Below are 17,618 nucleotides of genomic sequence, written 5' to 3'. Positions count from 1 at the left end.
GAGGGCATCAGAAAGCAAAGCAGTCGCACCCGGTCGACCACCACGCTGGCTGCGGGGCATGGTGGGCACACACGTGGACGCGCTGCTGGGCCACCGGGCCGGCGGCACTCCTGGCATACCCGCCATAGGCCGCCACGGGCGACCACGACGGGCTCACCGGCAGCGGTGGCGGCGCGAGCGACGAGAACTCTCCGGCCGCGTACACCACGTTCCCGCCGACCATCGTCAGCACCGACTCGAGACGACTCACCTCCTCGTCGGGCACGGAGAAGTAGTCGGCCGACAGCACCGTGACGTCGCCCAGGTAGCCCTCCGACAGCAGGCCTTTCACGTCCTGCTCCCCCGAGAACCACGCACTGCCGTGGGTCCAGAGCCGCAGGGCTTCGGTGCGGTCGAGGCGCCGCGACGGCGGATACAGCATCAGGCCGCCGACGGTGCGCCCACTGGTCAGCCAACTCAGGGCGACGAACGGGTTGTAGCTCGCGACGCGCGTCGCGTCCGTGCCGGCGCCTACCGGGACGCCGGCCCTGCGCATCTCCGGAATCGGCGGCGCCAGCGCCGCCGCCGCCGCGCCATACCGATCGACGAAGTACTCGCCCTGGAACGCCATGCGGTGCTGGATGGCGATGCCGCCGCCCAGCGCCGCGACCCGATCGATGTTGCGGGGCGAGATGGTCTCGGCGTGGTCGAGCATCCAGCGCAGGCCGGCAAACGGCACGTCGCGATGCACGCGCTCGAACACGTCGAGGAACCGCGTGATCGACTCGTCGTAGGTGGCGTGCAGGCGGAAGGGCCAGCGGTGCTCGACGAGGAGGCGGACGACACGCTCGAGGTCGCCTTCCATGCGGGCGGCGAGTTCAGGACGCGGCTCGAGGAAGTCCTCGAAGTCGGCCGCCGAGAACACCAGCATCTCGCCGGCGCCGTTCATGCGGTAGAACTCGTCGCCGGCGCCGGGCCGGGTGAGGCCGATCCAGCGCTGGAAGTCCTCGTACTCGCCCTGCGGCTTCTGGGTGAACAGGTTGTACGCGACCCGCACCGTCATCTGCCTGTCTCGGTGCAGGCGCTCGATCACCGCGTAGTCGTCGGGGTAGTTCTGGTACCCGCCGCCGGCATCGATGACGCTGGTCACGCCCAGCCGGTTGAGCTCGCGCATGAACTGCCGCGTCGAGTTCACCTGATCCTCGAGCGGCAGCGTCGGCCCCTTGGCGAGCGTGGAGTACAGGATCAGCGCGTTCGGCTGCGCGATGAGCAGCCCGGTCGGCTCGCCATGCCGGTCTCGCTGGATCCGTCCGCCCGGCGGGTCCCGCGTCGCCCGGGTGTAACCCACCGCGCGCAGTGCTGCGGCGTTGAGCAGCGCCCGGTCGTAGAGGTGCAGCACGAACACCGGCGTCTCCGGAGCGGCGGCGTTGATCTCGTCGAGCGTCGGCATGCGGCGCTCGGCGAACTGGAACTCGGAGAAGCCGCCGACCACCCGCACCCACTGCGGCGCCGGCGTCCGCTGCGCCTGCTCGCGCAGGCGCTTCAGGGCCTCGGCCAGCGACGGCAGCCCGTCCCAACGCAACTCGAGGTTGTAGTGCAGTCCTCCGCGAATGAGATGCGTGTGCGAGTCGATGAGCCCGGGGATGGCGGTCCGCCCCCGCAGGTCGACGACGCGGGTGTCGGTGCCCCGGTGGGCCATGACCTCGGCGTCGGCGCCGACGGCGACGATGCGGCCGCTCCGTACGGCCAGGGCCTGGGCCGTCGGCCGGCGGCGATCGAGGGTCGTGATCGCGCCATTGTGGAGGACGACGTCGGCGGCGGGCGGCTGCACGTCGTTCACCTTACGCGTTGGTCAGGGCCGGCCCGGCTTCGGAGGCATGCTCGCCGAGGGCCCATTTCGAGAAGCGCACCTGGATGCCGTACGGCGTGTGCGCCTTGAGGATGTCCATCACGCCGTCGTAGGTCTCGCCGCGGGCCCAGTCCTGCTGCAGTTCGAAGGTCATCTGCAGCGACGTCATCGGCACGGCGCCGGCCTGCACCAGGCGCTGGACGGCGCGCTCGTGGGCCTCGCGCGACACGTCGCCGCACGCGTCGGTGGGCACGTACACCTCGTAGCCCTCGCGCAGCAGGTCGAGCGACGGGAACATCACGCAGGCCTCGGTCCACAGGCCCGCCAGCACGATCTTCTTGCGGCCGAGCGCCGCGACACCGGCGCGGAAGCCCGGGTCCAGCCACGCGTTGATGCTCGTGCGGTCGACGACCGACAGGCCCGGGAACAGCTCCGTGACCTCGGGCATGAAAGGCCCGGCAAAGGTGTCCTGGGCGACCGTCGACAGCAGCACGGGCAGTCCGAACAGCCTGGCGGACTTGGCGAGCACCTGCACGTTGTGGACGACACTCAGGCGGTCATGGGACTCGACGCCCTGGTACATGGCCGGCTGGAAGTCGATCAGCACGAGCGCGGCGTTGGCCGGCGACAGCATTTCCTGGAAGGACATCCATCTCTCCTCGAAGGGACGACTACGGAGCCGCGGACCGGGCACTGCGCCGGGCACGCGAGGCAGAGCGACCTGAGCCTCCATCAGTGTGGCGACGGGCGCGACGCCGCGGAAGCGTCGAAGGAGGCAAGTCGATCTACGCCCTTGGATGTAGGACGACGTGCGGATGAAGAAGCGGCCAGCCCGGCCGTTCCATGGCCGTGGTACGCAGCGGTCGCTACGTGATCGCGACAAGGCCGCGACGGAGCGCGATCGTCACCGCCTCGGTACGGCTCGACGCCTGCAGCTTGCCGAGGATGCTGTTGACGTGGACCTTGACGGTGCTCTCGGCGAGCGCGAGCGCGCCGCCGATCTCGCGGTTGGTGCGTCCGTGCGTCATGAGCTGCAACACGTCGAGCTCGCGCGGCGTGAGCACCCCGCCCTGCAGGCGTTCGGCGAGCTTGCCGGCGATATGCGACGGCAGGTAGGGGCGACCGCGGTGCACGTCGCGCATGCACTGCAGCAGGTCGTCCGGCGAGGCGTCCTTCAGCAGATACGACTTGGCGCCGGCCCGCAACCCGCTGTAGATGTCCTCGTCGCCGTCGAAGGTGGTGAGGACGATGATGCGCGCCGTCAGGTGGCGCTCCCGGATGCGGGTGATCGCTTCCACGCCACCCATGCCGGGCATCCGCAGATCCATCAGCGTGACGTCCGGCCGGTGGGTGTCGAACGCGGCAACCGCGCCGGCGCCATCGGCGGCCTGGGCGACCACGGCGAGACCGGCGCGCGTCATGATCGCGACCAGGCCCTCGCGGAAGACCGGGTGGTCGTCGACGACGAGCACGCGGATCGGCGCCTCGGTCGTCTCGGCCGTTGTCACGCCTGCGCGCCTCCCGGCGGCAGGGGCAGCCATGCGTCGATGGCCGTGCCCTGCGGGGACGACTCGACGGCGAACGCACCGCCGAGGCGCTCGACGCGCTCCCGCATGCTGGTCATCCCGTAGCCCTGGTACGCCGCCCCCGTGTCGAACCCGGCGCCGTCGTCGCTCACGCAGACGCGGACGTCGGCGTCGCCGTACCGCACGTCGACCACGACCTGCCGCGCGGCGGCGTGCCGCTGGACGTTGGTGAGGGCCTCCTGGATGACGCGCAGCACGGCCTGCCCGACGTCCGGGGGCAACTGTGCAGGCACACCCCGCTCCTCGATCACGACGTCGAGGCCACTCTCATCGCGGACGCGGGCCGCGGCCGCGTGTATCCGTCGCGACAAATCCTCGGGAGCCATGTGCGGTTGCAGGGCCCACACGGCGCGGCGCGCCTCGGCCAGTCCCTCACGAGCCATGTCCGCAGCGCGGCCGAGCCGCTCGGCGACGTCCGCCCGATCGTCGAGGTTGCGACGCGCCGCCTCGACCTGCGCCAGCAGGCCGGTGAAGGCCTGGGCCAGGGTGTCGTGCATGTCGCGGGCGAGGCGCGACCGCTCCTGCACGACCGCCGTGGCACGCGTGTCCTCGGCCAGGCGAGTGAGCTCGATCGCGAGGGCGGCGTGCGCCGCGAGCGCCTGTCCCACCCGGACGTGTTCCTCCGTGAAGGGCAGCGTGGACGTGCGACGCGCGGTGAGGAAGCCGACCAGCCGGTCGTGCATGAACAGCGGCAGGTTGAGGACCGTGGTCACGCCCTGCGCCACGAGGTAGTCCCGGTCGTCGGGCCGGATCAGCGGATCGGTCGCGACGTCGTGCACCAGCGGGCGCCGGCAACGGAACACCGCCTGGACGATCGGCGATTCGTCCTCCAGGTCGATCGGGCCACGCATCGCCGGGTGCAGCGACTCGACGGCGGACAGCACACGGCCGCCCTCGTACGAGAACGCCGGCTGGACGTGCCGGCCGTCGTGCTGGGTCACCCAGATCCCCGCGCCTTCGGCCTGCAACTGCTGGGCGATGGCCCGCAGCAGGTAGGCGAGGAACGCGTCGAGCCGCGGCTCGGAGGCGAGCGCTTCGGCGACGGCGCTCATCGTGTCGACCTGCGACCGCACCACCTCCTCGGCCTCGCGCCGTTGCGCCACTTCACGCTGCAGGGCGCGGGCGACCTCGCGCAGCGCGGCGGCGCTGCGCTCCCGCTCGATCACGCGGCCGAGCTGCGTGCCGGCTTGCGCGATGACGTCGGCCACATCGTCGTCGCGCGGCCGCGGCTCGAGCGCGAAGCATTCGAGGACCGCGGCGACTTCCGGGCCGACCTCGATCGGGAAGGCGGCGGCGGCCGAGAGCCCGCAGGCCCGCGCCAGGCGGATGCGCTCGCCGTCGCCCGGTTCGTCGGCGCCCGTGCACCAGGCCACCTCACCGGTCTCGACGACGCGGCGGCTGAAACCGAGTGCGTCCACCCGCGTGATCTGCCCGGCATGATCGATGAAGGGGGCGATCCTCGACTCGCAGTCCGCCCGGACGTGCCACGCGCCGACCGACGCCACGCGGGTGGGGTTGGCGACGTCGACCAGGAAGACGTGCGCGAGGTCCCAGCCCGTCACCGTGCAGAGCCCCGGCAGCACGCAGGCCAGCACGTCCTGCAGCGACGATGCGGCGTTGGCGGCCGCGGCGACATGGTGCAGCAGGTGCACGAGCGCCATGGCGCGGTCGGAGCCGAGCGGCAAGCGGTCGAGGTCGTTCATGACGGGCGCGCCATCCAGCATAGCGTGGGTTCGCGCCGTCATCATCCTCCCGACACGGCGACGGCGCTGGCGCGCGCGTCGCTCCCGTTCCGGGGCGCGCCGCCTCCCACCGGCCGCATGGGGTTGTCGTCTTTCGGCCCCATCCTGCGATCCATGGAGCAGGAGGGCGAGTGCCTTTCGCACTCGCGACGCGCTCATGTTCCGTCACATCATCCCGTTCGCCGCGGCCACATTGCTCGCCACGGCCGTCGTCCACGCGCAGCCGCCGGCCGGCGTGCCTGCAGGCCTCGAGCCGCCAGCCGGCGTGCATCCCTACCTGACGCTCCACGCCGAGGGCACGCAGAACTACATGTGCGTCCTGTCACCCACCGGCTTCGGCTGGCTGTTCTACGGCCCACAGGCGACGCTGACCGGCGCCGATGAGGCGCAGGTGGCGACGCACTTCCTGAGCCCGAATCCCGATCAACAGGGCGCTGCCCGCCCGACCTGGCAGCACTCCGGCGACACCAGCGCGATCTGGGCGGCGGCCATCGCGTCGTCGACCGACCCGGCCTTCGTGGCGCCCGGGGCGATCCCGTGGCTGCTCCTTGCGGTGGTGGGCGACGAAGCGGGACCGGGCGGTGGCACGTTCTTCCCGGGCACGACCCACATCCAGCGCGTCAACACCGCGGGAGGGCAGGCGCCTGCGACGGGCTGCAAGACCGCCCGGGACGTCGGCAAGAAGGCACTCGTGCCCTACAGCACCGACTACGTGTTCTATCGGTGACCACGGCAGCGCAGGGTGGGATCGCTCACCGACCGCCCTGCGACACCACAGCGGCGCGCAGGCGTGCATTCTCGATCTCGAGCGCCTGCAGTCGCTCTTCCATCGGCCGCACGACCGCCTGAATCTCCTCGGCGGTGTAGCGCGGCGTGATGTGCTGCGGGCAGTTCCAGTCGAACGCCTCGATGTGGACCACGAACACGCGTTCGATGACCGCCTTGTAGCCGGGCGTGCGGACCCGCTCGATCCAGTCGCGCGCCGAATCGCCGTCGAGCACGTCGACGCGTCCGAGGATCTTCAGGCGGGCCTGCTGCGGGTAGTCCACCATGATGATCGCCACGCGGTTGTCGGTGAGCAGGTTCCCCGTGCTGATGAACTGCTTGTTGCCTCGGAAGTCGCCGAGCGCCAGCGTCCGGTCGTCGATCACCTTGACGAAGCCCTTCGGGCCGCCGCGATGCTGCACGTAGGGCCACCCCGTCGAACCGACGGTCGCCCAGTACAAGCTGTCGCGAGATGCGAGGAAGTCCGTCTCGGCGGGTCCGAGCGCCTGCGTCGACGGCGACGCCCGCTCCATCCGCGCGTACTGCTGCCGACTGCCGTACCGGGCCTGCAGTTGCTGGACCGCCGGGGTGAAGGCCAGTGAACCGAAACTCATGTGGAGCCTCCGCGAGGGTGAGCGAACGAACGGCGTGCAGCGGACCGACTTCATGCGATGCTGGCGCCGCGCAATCAAGCGCACAGCGTGAGGACGCGTGGCCAGGCCCCTCCATCCCATCGTGCTCGGCGGGTTGCTCGTCGGCATCCTGGACATCGCCGCGGCGTTCGCCGTGCACGGGTTGTATGCCGGTGTTCCGCCGCGCTCCATTCTGCAGGCAATCGCCAGCGGCCTGCTCGGCCGCGAGGCCTTTCGGGGTGGCGCCGCCACCGCCGCCCTCGGGCTGGCGCTGCACTTCGTGATTGCCTTCGCGGTGGTCGCCACCTACTACCTGCTGAGCCGGCGATGGCACGTGCTGGTCCGCCGGGCGGTCCCCTGCGGACTCGCGTATGGGGTCGCGGTCTACCTGGTGATGAACCGCGTCGTGCTGCCGCTGTCGCGCGTCACGACCAGGCCATCCCCCTGGGTGATCATCGCCGTGATGATCGTCGTGCACATGGTCTGCGTCGGGCTGCCGACCGCCCTCGTCGTGCGGCGCGGAGAACGTCGCCACGCGTCCGCGGCGCTGGGCTGACGCGCGACGAGTGATTACGGAGGCTGGCACAAATGCCACCGGCGTCGTCAAGACCTGCAGGCGCCGAGCGCCAACGACGCCGCCTCCTCACTGAGCGCGGGTGCCGAACGACACGGGCCCGGTCAGGTCCGGGAGATGGGCGTGCCACCAGGCCATCGCATCGGTGGGCGACCACTGGCGCGGCAGGCGGCAGGCGTCGCAGCGGATCAGCACCTCGCCAGCGTCCTGGGGTCGCCTCGCGGGATCCTTCTCCAGGCACGCCATCACGAGGGCCTCGAGGTCGGCCGGGACGGGTCGTGGCGCCACCTGCGAGGGCGGGGTCGGCAGGGTGTGGACGTGGTGGACGTAGGCCCGCGTCGGTGGGCCGCCCTCGAAGACCTGCAGCCCCGTGAGCATGTAGTAGGCGACGCATCCGAGCGCCTACACGTCGACACGGCGGTCCACTTCGCTGCCCAGGATGACCTCGGGGGCCATGTAGGCCGGTGTCCCGAGCGCCGTCCCCGGGTCGGTCAGCAAGGTGGGGGCAGAGCCGTGCGCGGGGTCGGTGCGGAACGTGACCAGGCCGAAGTCCAGGACCTTCGCGAAGTCGTACTCGAGCCCCATCCGGCAGACGTAGATGTTCGCCGGCTTGACGTCGCGGTGAATCAGCCCGCCGGCGTGCGCCTCCGCCAGCGAGTGACACACCTGACGCAGGAGGAACACCGCCCGTTCCGGGAGGACCGGTCCGAACTCCTGCACCAGCGACTCGAGGTCGCGGCCCGAGAGCAACTCCATCGCGTAGTAGAAGCGGTCGTCCTCGGTGGCCCCGAAGTCGAAGATGCGGATGCTGTGCGCCGACTGCAACTGGGCGGTCGCCTGTGCCTCGCGCTCGAATCGCCTGAGCAGGTTGCGCGCCTGATCCGCGCTGGCAGCCCCGAGCACCTGAAGTCGGATCAGCTTGATCGCCGCGTCGCGCGCCAGCAGGCGGTGCCGCGCCCGCCACACCTCACCCATGCCGCCGGCGCCGAGCCGTTCGATGAGTGCATAGCTGCCGAGTTCCCGCGCGGCGCGCAAACGGCCGCCGATCCGATCGACGATCACCGACGGGATCACGGCGGCGGCGGCCCACAGGTAGTTCGGCAGGTACACCAGCGCTGCGGTCGCGAGCGACGGCACGGGACGCCCCGTCGCCGCGGCCAGGCCGATGGCCAACGGCCCCATCGAGGCGGCGCCGATGGTGGCGGCGGCGACCCGACGCGGCGTCGACGGCGCGATGACCGCCGTCAGGAGGATCACCATCATGATCCACGAGGGCTGCCCCGGATTGAGGGTGCCCGGTCCGCGCGCCCACACCTCGAGCATCGCGACATGTGCCGCGTTCGAGACCGCCAGCCACGGGCCGACGTCCACTCGAGTGCCGCTCGACTGCCGCGCCCGCGACAGGTACCCCCACAGGCCCGTCGCCGTCGTCGCGGCACTGAAGGAGATCACGAGCGCGGCCAGCGAGGGGGCAACGCCGGCCACCTTCGGGGTCACCCACGCTTCCATGCCCGTCGCAAGCCCCCACAGCACGCCGCTGACGAGACAGAACCACCGGACGCGGCCGACCTGATCCGCGATCATGTCGGTCGGGAGCGGCGCGACAAGCCCGACCTGGGTCGGCGCCAGTTCGCTGCGTTCGCGCATGCCGAGGCGGATCACGACCGCCGCTCCATGCGGCACCGACGGCCCCCCACGCGCGCCGACGGACGCCGACCGCTACCGCTCACGCCTCGGCCTCGAACATCGCGACTTCCCGCGACAGGTTCCGGAGCGCGACCTGCGTCTCGATCAGCATCGCGCCGCAGCCGCAGGCGAGCCCGACGACCCCGGCTGCGCCGGCCGCGAGCGCCAGGCGCGTCGCCCACGCCGTCACCGGCCCCGCCGAGGCGGACGTCGCCGCCGCGACGACACACAGCAGCGCCACCGCGGCAAACGACCCGAGCGCGACGAAGAAGCATCGCTGCGCGGCGAGCAGGAGTCGTGTCCGGCGCTTGAGGTCCTGCAACTGATCGCGCAGCGCCTCGCGCTGCGTGTCCGAGGCCCGGGGGTCGGCCAGGTCCGCAAGGACGACGCGCGTGCGGTCCACCACACGCACCAGGCGGTTGCCCATGCCGAGCGTCAGCACCGACGAGGCATTGGTCAGCACGGCTGGCGCGACGATTGCCGCAAGCACGCTCAACTGCGGTTCCACGGCCTTCCCTCTACAGCAACTGCTCGATGGTGATTGGCAGGCGACCGACGCGGCGGCCGGTTGCGTGGAACACCGCGTTGGCAATCGCGGGAGCAACGCCGACCAACGCCAACTCGCCGATGCCCTTGACGCCCAGCGGATTGACGTGGGGGTCGTGCTCCTCGACGAAGATCGCCTCGAGGGCCGGCATGTCCGCGTGCACCGGCACGAGGTAGTCGGCCAGCGTCGCGTTGACGACCCGTCCAGACGATCGATCGATCACGGTGTGCTCGAGGAGCGCCATGCCGATGCCGCCGACCATCCCGCCCAGCACCTGACTCAGCGCCAGGCGCGGGTTGACGATGCGGCCGGCGCCGTAGGCCCCGACGAGCCGACGCATCCGGACGAGGCCCAGGTCGGGATCCACCGCCACTTCCGCGAACACCGCGCCGAACGCCTGCATCGAGAACCGCTCCGACTCGGTGGAGGGCCTGACGGTCTCGGTGGCGTCGATCGCCTCGAGGCCGGCCCGCGCGAGGACCTCCTGGTAGCGGGTGCGCCGCGTCGCGTCCTGCCGGACCCACAGCTGCCCGTCCGCGGCATCCACCTCACCGGGCCGCGTGCCGTGCAGGGGCGAGCGCTCGTCGGCGACGGCCAGATCGATCAGCCGCCGACGCGCCGCCTCACACGCGGCGTACACCGCTGGACCGACGCTGGCCATCGTCTGGGAGCCGCCATGTGACGGGGCGTACGGGAACGTCGAGTCGCCAAGCACGACCCTGACGCGATCGGGCGCCACTCCCAGCGCGTCGCTGGCCACCTGGGTCAGCGACGTGTACGTGCCCGGCCCCATGTCGCTCGCAGAGCTCTCGACCACCGCCCGCCCGTCGGCGAGCACGCGCACGCGCGCGCCGGCCGCTCCGCGCAACGTGTGATACGCCGCTGTCGCCATGCCCCAGCCCAGCAGCCAGCGCCCGTCGCGCATGGAACGCGGCTCGAGCGTGCGAGATGCCCATCCGAAGCGCGCCGCCCCCTCCCGGTAGCACGCAAGGGTCGAGCGGCTGGAGAACGGGAGGCCGGCATGCGCATCCGACGTGGGTTCGTTGCGGATGCGTAGGTCGAGGGGATCGATCCGCAGCGCGTACGCCAGCTCGTCGAGCGCGCACTCGAGCGCGAAAGCGCCGCTCGCCGTACCCGGCGCCCGCATGAACACCGGCGTGTGCGTGTCGAGCGGTGCCAGACGGTACCGCAGGCGCACGTGCGGGCACGCATACAGCAATCCGGTCACTTCATGGAGGCGCTCGGTGTACTGCTCGTACGTCGACGTCTCGCCGGTGCCCTCGTGGACGATCGTCTGCAACCGCCCCTCACGATTGGCGCCGACGGCCAGCCGCTGCCACGTCTCGGGGCGGTGGCCGGTGCCGGCGTACATCTGCCGCCGCGTCAGTGTCAGCCGGACCGGCCGACCCGTGACCCGTGCGGCCAACGCCGCCAGCGTCACGTGTCCCCACGCCCGCAGCGTCGTGCCGAACGCGCCGCCGACCAACGGCGAGATGACGTGTACCTGTTCGGGCAGCAACCCGAACACGGCCGCCAGTTCATCGCGCACCGTGACCACCCACTGGCTCTTGTCCCAGAGCGTCAGTCGATCCCCGTCCCAGCGCGCGACCGTCGCGTGTGGCTCCATCGGGTTGTGCTGCTGCCTCGCGATGCGGTACTCGCGGTCGACGCGCACGTCGGCACGCGCCAACGCCTGCTCCGGCGCGCCGCGCACGTGGTCGGCCGGGACCCGCGAGTCGGCCGACCGCCCTGCCTCGGGTACGATGGCCTCGCGCCGGGCCGCCTCGAAGTCGAGCCGAGCCGGCGCACTGGCGTACTGGACGAGGACCAGCGACGCGGCGTGCTCGGCCTGCTCCAGCGTCTCGGCCACCACCACGGCGACCGGCTGCCCGTTGAACCGCACGACGTCGTCCTGCAGCACGTGCAGGCGCTCGCCGTGCGGGTCGAGGACGCTGCGGTGAGGCCGGTACGGCAGGCGCGGTGCGTTGAGGTGCGTCAGCACGGCGACGACGCCGGGGGTCCGCTCCGCCCGCGAGGTGTCGAGCCCGACGATCCGCCCCGTCGCGATGGTGCTGGTGACCAGCACGGCATGCGCCAGGGACGGCAACGTGATGTCGGCGGCATAGGCGGCGCGTCCGGTGACCTTGAGTTCGCCATCCACCCGCCGCAGCGGACTGCCGATCGCGGGACTCATGCTCGTCCTCCGACGTGCTCGAGGGCCCGGACGATGGTCCGGGGCAGCAGCGTGAGCTTGAAGGCGTTCTGCGGCAGTGACTGCGCTCCCACCAGCGAACGGTCCGCGGCCTGTCGCCAGACCTCGGGCCGATTCGGCTGTCCGACCAGGGCCTGCTCGACGGCGGGCAGCCGCCACGGAATCGTGCCGACGCCACCTGCGGCAACTCGCGCATCGCGAATGACCTCGCCGTCGAGGTCGAGGGCCACGGCGGCCGATACCAGCGCGAACTCGTACGAGGCCCGGTCCCGCACCTTCAGGTAGTGCGACCGACGCGTGTGCGGACCGGCCGGGACGCTGACGCGCAGGATCAACTCGTCCTGATGGAGCGTGTGCTCGAGCTGGGGCGTCGTGCCGGGGCGCCGGTGCAGCTCGGAGAGCGGCAGCAGGCGCCGGCCTCGGCTTCCCTGCACTTCCAGCACCGCGTCGAACGCCAGCAGGACGACGGCGAGGTCGGAAGCGTGCGTGGCGATGCACGCCTCGCTCGTGCCGAAGATGGCGTGCATGCGGTGTTCGCCCGTCCGGGCCGGGCACCCCGATCCCGGTTCGCGCTTGTTGCACGGGGTGCCAGGATCGCGAAAGTACGTGCAGCGGGTCCGCTGCAGGAGGTTTCCCGCGATCGAGGCCATGTTGCGAATCTGCGGTGAGGCGCTGAGCAGCAAGGCCTCGCTGATCGCCGGGTAGGCGGTGGCGACCCCTGGATGGCGCGCCACGTCGGCCATCCGCGCCAGCGCGCCGAGCACCAGCCCCGCGTCGCCGACCTCCACCTCGGCGTGGGCGAGTCGGGACACGTCCACCAGCGCGGTGGGGCGTTCGACGTGCTCGCGCATCAGGTCGACCAGCGTCGTGCCGCCGGCGAGGAAGCGGGCGCCGCGCGATGCGGCATCAATCGCCATCGCGTCGTCGGCTGCCCGCGTGAACGTGAAGGGGTCCATGGCGTCACTTCCCGTCCGCGAGCTGCAGGATGGCCGTGGCGATGCCGTGGTACGCGCCGCAGCGACAGAGATTGCCGCTCATCCACTCACGCACCTCGTCCGCGCTGCGAGCCCGCCCTTCCGCGAGACACCCGAGGGCCGACATGACCTGACCGGCCGTGCAGAAGCCGCACTGCAGCGCCTCGTGCGCGACGAACGCCTCCTGCAACGGGTGCAGGCCGTCGGGTGCGCCGATCCCCTCGATGGTCGTGACCTCGCGTTCGTGGCAGGTGACCGTCAGCGTCAGGCAGGCGAGCGCAGGCCGGCCGTCGATGTGCACGGTGCAGGCGCCGCAGGCGCCGTGATTGCAGCCCTTCCTGGTGCCGGTCAGCCCGAGGCGGTCGCGCAGCAGGTCCAGCAGTGACGTCCGGGAGTCGCCCGACAGGACCTGCCGATGACCGTTGACCGTGATCGTCGTGGAGACTGGAGCCATCGTCGACGCTCCCCCGTCCGTCGTGCGGACGTTCGCCTGGCCCGGGGCAACGACGCCCCGAGCGCCGGCCGCCAGTCCGCCGCCGGTCTGCAATGTGCGCCCGAGGAAGTCCCGCCTGGTCCACATCGCCTCACCCACCTCGTGCGATCAGATGGGCTGCGTCCAGGCGGCCGCCTGGTGCTTCTTGAGCATGTCTTCGATGGCCTTGGGGACGACGTTGCGGAAGAGACCCGTGTCGGCCGGGACGATCGCGATCATCCTGTCGATCATCTCCTGCGGGTCCATCCGACCCTCTGGCGTCGCGAAGAAGTCGTCGAAGCCCTTGCGCAGGTCGGCGCGCTTGGTGAAGTGCTTGCTGTCGTCGAGCCAGCGGAACGGGTTGTCGGCCATCGTCTCGTTGTAGCCGGTGTAGTAGGCGCCCGGATTGATCGTCTGGACCTTGATGCCGTAGGCCGCCAGCTCCTGCTGCAACGCCTCGGCGATCGACTCGAGCGCGTGCTTGGTGGACACGTAGGTCCCCCAGTTGGCCGGCGTGAACAGGCCGCCCATCGACGACGTGAAGACGACCTTGCCCTTCTTCCCCTCGGCGACCCACTTGCGGACCACGCCCTGGGTCAGCACGAGCGGCAGGAAGACGTTGATCTCGAAGTTCCGCCGGACCAGATCGACCGGAATCTCCCACACGGGCCCCGCTTCGCCCTGGGCGGCGTTGTTCCACAGCACGTCGAAGTCCCACGACTGCGCCTGGGCGATGTCGTAGGGATCGGTGAGGTCGAGTCGCTCGACCCGGACGTTCGACAACCCGAGGGCCGCGACTTCCTGGCGGAGCGGCATCACCTGCGGCGACACCTGCACGGTGGCGATGACCGTGTGCCCGTTGCGCGCCATGCCGATCGCCGCGCCCTTCCCGAACCCCGAACCTGCCCCGGTCACCAGAATCGTCTTCGACATCGTGTCCTCTCCTGTCGTGTGCGTGTACGCGTCACCTGGTCGACAGTGCACTGGCCAGGACGGCCGCGGCCGCCTGCGCGATCTGCTGGTCCTGACTGACGGCCCCGCCCGACACCCCGACCGCCCCGAGCCACTCGCCCGCCGCGCTACGCAGCGGCACGCCGCCGCCGAACGGCGCGAGCCCGTCGTTGGACAACTCGAGGGCCGGCGCCGGCGCCCCGGGCCGGCAGTACTCCCAGACCGCGTCGCTGTCGGCCTGGAACAGCGCCGACGTGCGCGCCTTCTTGAGTGCGACGTCGATCGACCCGAGCACGGCGCCGTCCATGCGGCTGAACGCCTTGAGGTGCACGCCGGCATCGACCACCGCCACGATGACCGGCACGCCGAGGGCCTGGGCCGTGGCCTCTGCCGCGTCGACCACGGCCCGCGCCTGTTGCGAGGTGAGTGGCATCAGGACTCTCCAATCGTGTGAACGCGGGCGGTCATTGCACGACGCGATCCATCTGGCGTCGACCACCGGGTGCCCGTGATCGCGCCCCGCGTATTGCGTGCGTCTGCGCTTGCGCGTCCGTCTCGACACCCGGCGTGTCGTCCGGTCGTCGCAAGCAGTGCTGAAGGATCCTTTAGGCGCGACGACGGGTCAGGCATGGCATGATCGGGAGCGTCGCGCCATCTTCCAGGGGCCCCAATGCATCAGCTCGAGCGGAACCACGCGTCCGGACTCGGCCCGACGGCGCTCGGCATCTCCACGCTGGTGGATGCCCTGCCCGTGCTGGCGTGCACGGGTCGCGCCGACGGCACGGGCCTGGAGTTCGCCAACCGCCGCTTCGTCGAGTACACCGGCGCCGCCACGGCACAGCTGTCGGGCTGGGGCTGGACCACCTGCATCCACGCCGACGACCGCGAGCGCGTCCTCGACGAACTCGCAGCGGCGCTCGATCGACCGCTCGAGCTCGAATTGCGACTGCGCGGTGCCGACGGCACCCATCGCTGGTTCCTGTTGCGCGCCGAGCCGTGGCGCGACACGTCGGAGACCGTGGTCGGCTGGTGCGGCGTTCTCACCGACATCGAGCGCCAGCATCGGGCCTTCGACAGCCTGCCGGGCATCGTCTGCACCAACACGCCCGAGGGCAAGATCGAGGACGTCAACGCGGCGGCGGTCGAGTTCTACGGCCGCTCGCGCGAGGACCTCCGCAACTGGGCCGTGGCCGTGCACCCGGACGATGTGCCGATGGTCGTCGCCAGGAAGGCGCAGGCCGTCGCGACCGGCGAGCCGATGGACTTCGACGTCCGCAATCGTCGTGCCGACGGCGTGTACCGCTGGCTCCACTGCCGATCGCTGCCGCAGCGCGACCGCGAGGGCCGCATCGTCCGCTGGTACAGCCTGCTCACCGACATCGACGATCGCCGACAGGCCGAAGAAGCCCTGCGGTCGCGCGAGCGGGAGTACCGCTCGATCATCGATACCGTCCCGGGCCTGGTGGCGATCTGGACACCGGACGGCCGTGCCGAGTTCGTCAACGCGCAACTGCTGGCCTACATCGGGCAGGACCTCACGGCCATCCAGGGCTGGCAGGCCAGCGACATCATCCATGCCGACGACCGCCCGCGCGTCACCGCGGCGTGGGCCCATGCCATGACGTCCGGCGAGCCCTTCGACAGCGAGCATCGCCTGCGGCGCAGCGACGGGGTGTATCGCTGGTTCCACGTGCGGGCCGTGCCCGATCGCGACCCGGACGGCCACATCATCAGGTGGCCGGTGCTGATCACCGACGTCGATGCGCGCAAGCGCGCCGAGGAGGAACGGCGCCGGAGCGAGGCCTTCCTCGTCGAGGTCCAGCGCCTGAGCCGCACGGGTGGCTTCCGCTACGATCCCGTCGCCGACCGCGTCGAGAGCTCGGCCGAGATCGAGCGCGCGTACGGGGTGCGCCCCGGCGACGACGTGACCAGTCCCGCGTTCTGGTTCGGGCGCATCCATCCCGACGACCGGCCGCGCGTGCAGGCCGCCTTCGAGCAGTGCGTGCGTGCGCGCACCGCCTATCGCGCCGACTACCGCATCCTCCGCGGCGACGGCACCATCGGCTACCAGTACGCCGTGGGACGGCCCGTCCTCGACGCGGCAGGCGATCTCGTCGAGTACATCGGCGCGTCGATGGACATGACCGACCAGTGGCTGGCCAGCCAGGAACTGGCGCAGGCCTCGCGGGCCATCGGCGAGATGCAGGGGAAGCTGTCGCGAGCCGCGCAGGTGGCCACGGTCGGCGAGCTGGCGGCGGCCATCGCCCACGAAGTGAACCAGCCGCTGGCGGCCGTGGTGACCAACGCCCACGCGTGCCTGCGGTGGCTGTCCGGCCCGACGCCCAACGTCGAGCGCGCCGTGGAGGCGGCCGAACGCATCGCAAGCGACGGCCGCGATGCCGCCGACGTGGTGACGCGCGTCCGTTCGCTCTTCAAGCGCACACCGACGGAGAACGCGCTGCTCGACCTCAACGAAGTGATCCGCGAGGTCCTCCGGCTGCTGGAGGTAGAGTTCACGCGCAAGCAGGTGGTCGTCGCGAGCATCCTGGACCCGACCCTGTCCGGAGTCCGCGGCGATCGCGTCCAACTGCAGCAGTTGGTCTGGAACCTGGCGGTGAACGCCCTGGAAGCGGTGGCGGGCGTGACGGACCGGGAACGCCACGTGTCCGTACTGTCGCGCCGTTCCGGGCCACACGCGCTGCTCGAGGTGTCCGACAACGGGAGCGGCCTGAGCCACCCCGACGTCGTGTTCGAGCCCTTCTTCACCACCAAGGCCGACGGACTCGGGATGGGACTGACCATCTGCCGGTCGATCGCCACCGCGCACGGCGGGCGCCTCTCCGCGGTCAGCCACGGCGACCGCGGCACCACCTTCTCGTTCACCATGCCACTGGCGCCGGACGGCCGGCCATGACCGCAGATCACCCGACCGTCTTCGTGGTCGATGACGACGCGCGGGTCAGGACGGCGGTGGCCGATCTGCTCGCCGCAGCAGGACACCGCGTCTCGGTGTTTGCCTCCGCCACGCAATACCTCGAAGCCGAGACGCCAGACGCGCCAGGCTGCCTCGTGCTCGACCTCGAACTGCCCGACATGCATGGCCTCGACCTGCAACGGGGGCTGACAGACCGCGGCGGGCCGCCGATCGTGTTCATCACCGGCCACGGCGACGTGCCCTCGTCGGTGCGCGCGATGAAGGCCGGGGCCGTCGAGTTCCTGCTGAAGCCGTTCGGCGATCGTGAGCTGCTCGCGGCCGTCGAGGACGCGATCGGTCGCGATCGCGACGCGCGGGCGAGGCGCGCTGCCGCCGACGAGGTGCGTCGCCGCCATGCGCGACTGACGCGGCGCGAGCGCGAGGTGCTGTCGTACGTGGTCTGTGGCTTTGCCAACAAGCACACGGCCGCCGAGCTCGGCACGAGCGAGATCACGATCGGCGTCCACCGCGGACAGGTCATGCGGAAGATGGGGGCGCACTCCCTGGCGGAGCTGATCAGGTTCGCGGACACGCTCGGCATCCGGGCGCCGGCGCCGCGCGTCACTGAATGAACCTATAGCTGTTCGCGGCCCGTGCCCGCGGCTACGATGCCGGTGTCGTGGGCGCCCCGGGGTCATCGCCATCCGATTCTCCTCGCGTCGTCGCGGCGGTTGA

General features: G+C 71.1%; 17 protein-coding genes. 4 read left to right on the top strand and 13 right to left on the bottom strand.

Annotation, left to right across the window (positions count from 1 at the left end):
* Positions 1 to 7 precede the first annotated feature (7 nt).
* The 4 genes from TBR22_RS08990 to TBR22_RS08975 form a co-directional block, all read right to left on the bottom strand.
* Positions 8 to 1,810 carry an amidohydrolase gene (locus tag TBR22_RS08990; RefSeq protein WP_239492638.1) on the bottom strand — a complete coding sequence of 601 codons (1,803 nt, stop codon included), beginning with the start codon at positions 1,808 to 1,810 and terminating at the stop codon, positions 8 to 10.
* 10 nt (positions 1,811 to 1,820) lie between these two features.
* Positions 1,821 to 2,477, bottom strand: a complete 657-nt coding sequence (locus tag TBR22_RS08985) for a hydrolase (protein WP_239492637.1) — start codon at positions 2,475 to 2,477, stop codon at positions 1,821 to 1,823.
* Between the two features lie 217 nt (positions 2,478 to 2,694).
* Positions 2,695 to 3,336 carry a response regulator transcription factor gene (locus tag TBR22_RS08980; RefSeq protein WP_239492636.1) on the bottom strand — a complete coding sequence of 214 codons (642 nt, stop codon included), beginning with the start codon at positions 3,334 to 3,336 and terminating at the stop codon, positions 2,695 to 2,697.
* Positions 3,333 to 5,117, bottom strand: coding sequence for a GAF domain-containing sensor histidine kinase (locus TBR22_RS08975; RefSeq protein WP_239492635.1), 1,785 nt, complete (start codon positions 5,115 to 5,117; stop codon positions 3,333 to 3,335). Before TBR22_RS08975 ends, TBR22_RS08980 begins: the two co-directional genes overlap by 4 nt.
* Positions 5,118 to 5,313: 196 nt before the next feature.
* Between TBR22_RS08975 and TBR22_RS08970 the strand changes: the two genes are divergently transcribed.
* Positions 5,314 to 5,883, top strand: a complete 570-nt coding sequence (locus TBR22_RS08970) for a DUF3455 domain-containing protein (RefSeq protein ID WP_239492634.1) — start codon at positions 5,314 to 5,316, stop codon at positions 5,881 to 5,883.
* Between the two features lie 25 nt (positions 5,884 to 5,908).
* Here the strand turns inward: TBR22_RS08970 and TBR22_RS08965 are convergent, their stop codons facing one another.
* A complete protein-coding gene (locus tag TBR22_RS08965) occupies positions 5,909 to 6,535 on the bottom strand; it encodes a pyridoxamine 5'-phosphate oxidase family protein (protein WP_239492633.1) in 627 nt (208 codons plus the stop codon).
* A gap of 97 nt (positions 6,536 to 6,632) precedes the next feature.
* Between TBR22_RS08965 and TBR22_RS08960 the strand changes: the two genes are divergently transcribed.
* A complete protein-coding gene (locus TBR22_RS08960) occupies positions 6,633 to 7,109 on the top strand; it encodes a hypothetical protein (protein ID WP_239492632.1) in 477 nt (158 codons plus the stop codon).
* Positions 7,110 to 7,196: 87 nt separating this feature from the next.
* Here the strand turns inward: TBR22_RS08960 and TBR22_RS08955 are convergent, their stop codons facing one another.
* The 8 genes from TBR22_RS08955 to TBR22_RS08920 form a co-directional block, all read right to left on the bottom strand.
* Entirely contained in the window at positions 7,197 to 7,505 is a 309-nt protein-coding gene (locus TBR22_RS08955) for a hypothetical protein (protein ID WP_239492631.1), read from the bottom strand.
* Positions 7,506 to 7,529: 24 nt separating this feature from the next.
* Positions 7,530 to 8,789, bottom strand: a complete 1,260-nt coding sequence (locus TBR22_RS08950) for a serine/threonine-protein kinase (RefSeq protein WP_239492630.1) — start codon at positions 8,787 to 8,789, stop codon at positions 7,530 to 7,532.
* 64 nt (positions 8,790 to 8,853) lie between these two features.
* Complete coding sequence (locus tag TBR22_RS08945; RefSeq protein ID WP_239492629.1) at positions 8,854 to 9,321, bottom strand: DUF2721 domain-containing protein; 468 nt, start codon at positions 9,319 to 9,321, stop codon at positions 8,854 to 8,856.
* Positions 9,322 to 9,331: 10 nt separating this feature from the next.
* Entirely contained in the window at positions 9,332 to 11,554 is a 2,223-nt protein-coding gene (locus tag TBR22_RS08940; protein WP_239492628.1) for a xanthine dehydrogenase family protein molybdopterin-binding subunit, read from the bottom strand.
* The gene (locus TBR22_RS08935; RefSeq protein WP_239492627.1) at positions 11,551 to 12,528 is read right to left on the bottom strand and encodes a xanthine dehydrogenase family protein subunit M; all 978 of its coding nucleotides are present in this window, start codon (positions 12,526 to 12,528) and stop codon (positions 11,551 to 11,553) included. Before TBR22_RS08935 ends, TBR22_RS08940 begins: the two co-directional genes overlap by 4 nt.
* Positions 12,529 to 12,532: 4 nt before the next feature.
* Complete coding sequence (locus tag TBR22_RS08930) at positions 12,533 to 13,000, bottom strand: (2Fe-2S)-binding protein (protein WP_239492626.1); 468 nt, start codon at positions 12,998 to 13,000, stop codon at positions 12,533 to 12,535.
* Positions 13,001 to 13,147: 147 nt separating this feature from the next.
* On the bottom strand, positions 13,148 to 13,951 hold the full coding sequence (locus TBR22_RS08925) for an SDR family oxidoreductase (protein ID WP_239492625.1): 804 nt from the start codon (positions 13,949 to 13,951) through the stop codon (positions 13,148 to 13,150).
* Positions 13,952 to 13,982: 31 nt separating this feature from the next.
* The gene (locus tag TBR22_RS08920) at positions 13,983 to 14,402 is read right to left on the bottom strand and encodes a heme-binding protein (RefSeq protein WP_239492624.1); all 420 of its coding nucleotides are present in this window, start codon (positions 14,400 to 14,402) and stop codon (positions 13,983 to 13,985) included.
* Between the two features lie 237 nt (positions 14,403 to 14,639).
* On the opposite strand from TBR22_RS08920, the gene TBR22_RS08915 reads away from it, so the two are divergent.
* Positions 14,640 to 16,883 (top strand): PAS domain-containing protein, encoded by a 2,244-nt coding sequence (locus TBR22_RS08915; RefSeq protein ID WP_239492623.1) that lies wholly within the window; start codon positions 14,640 to 14,642, stop codon positions 16,881 to 16,883.
* On the top strand, positions 16,880 to 17,515 hold the full coding sequence (locus tag TBR22_RS08910) for a response regulator transcription factor (RefSeq protein ID WP_239492622.1): 636 nt from the start codon (positions 16,880 to 16,882) through the stop codon (positions 17,513 to 17,515). Before TBR22_RS08915 ends, TBR22_RS08910 begins: the two co-directional genes overlap by 4 nt.
* Positions 17,516 to 17,618 lie beyond the last annotated feature (103 nt).

Origin of the sequence: Luteitalea sp. TBR-22 (genome assembly GCF_016865485.1) — a bacterium.
GTDB lineage: Bacteria > Acidobacteriota > Vicinamibacteria > Vicinamibacterales > Vicinamibacteraceae > Luteitalea.
Note: the sequence above shows the minus strand (reverse complement) of the source record. Positions and strands in the feature narration are given on the sequence as shown.